The organism is Exiguobacterium sp. UBA7533 (assembly GCF_002479335.1).
GTDB lineage: Bacteria > Bacillota > Bacilli > Exiguobacteriales > Exiguobacteriaceae > Exiguobacterium_A.
This window is the reverse complement of the sequence record NZ_DLMP01000007.1, coordinates 6,412-7,326: the sequence shown is the minus strand read 5'-3', so window position 1 is coordinate 7,326 and position 915 is coordinate 6,412. Positions and strand designations below refer to the sequence as shown.

Here is a 915-nt window from a genome sequence, read left to right as displayed (position 1 = left end):
TATGCAAAACAAACGTCTTTTGGTGTGTCCCAGCGTTGCTACATGCAGTTGATCGGGCAAATGCAGGAGCAATCGATTCCGTACGAAGAAATCTTGTATGAACAGCCAATCAAATTTCAATCAGAAGGGCTACGGCATTTAGAGCAGGCCTTGTTAAAGCCAGGTTATCCATCTGTCGATCATGACGTTGACGGCTTTCAGATGACAGCTGCAGTCAACCGGCAAGTCGAAGCAGAATCAGCCGTGCGGAAAGCGATTCAACTTGTTCGACAAAAAGGGTATCGATTTCATGAAATGGCATTCGTCGTACGACATCTTGAACCGTATGCGGATCACTTGGAACGAGCCTTCCACATGTATGATGTTCCGTATTTCTTGGATCAACGTGAGTCGATGATCCATCATCCGCTCGTTGACTTGATTCAATCTGCTTTAGACATCGTGACATCGGGTTATCGGGAAGAAACGGTCTTTCGTTTACTGAAGACGGAGCTCTTACCGATTCCAGCAGAAGATGCGCGTCTAGCGCTCGATCGTTTCGAGACGTTCGTGCTCGAACGCGGCATCAAAGGGTCGATGTGGCAACAACCGTGGCAATTAAAGCGACGCTTAGCAGAGGAAGTTCGCTTAACGGAAGAGGAAATCGCGCAAGAAGAGGAATTGAATCATCTCCGTACGTTCGTCGTCGACTTGATTGAACCGTTACACCGTCGGTTAAAGCAGGCAAAGACGATGAGCGCGTATACGAAAGGTCTTTATCAATTCCTCGAAGAACAAAAAATTGCAGAACATTTAATGGAATGGCGCAAGCAAGCATTAGAGCAAGATCAGTTACTTGCTGCTCGGGAACATGATCAAGTGTATGAAGCGATTCTTCACCTATTCGAACAGCTAGAAGCTGCTGCGCCTGAGCAT

The 915-nt window shown here is 47.0% G+C and carries 1 protein-coding gene; it reads left to right on the top strand.

Annotated elements, in window-relative coordinates:
* On the top strand, positions 1 to 915 hold a 915-nt coding region (locus tag B2U10_RS11080), incomplete at both ends, for a PD-(D/E)XK nuclease family protein (RefSeq protein ID WP_414655324.1).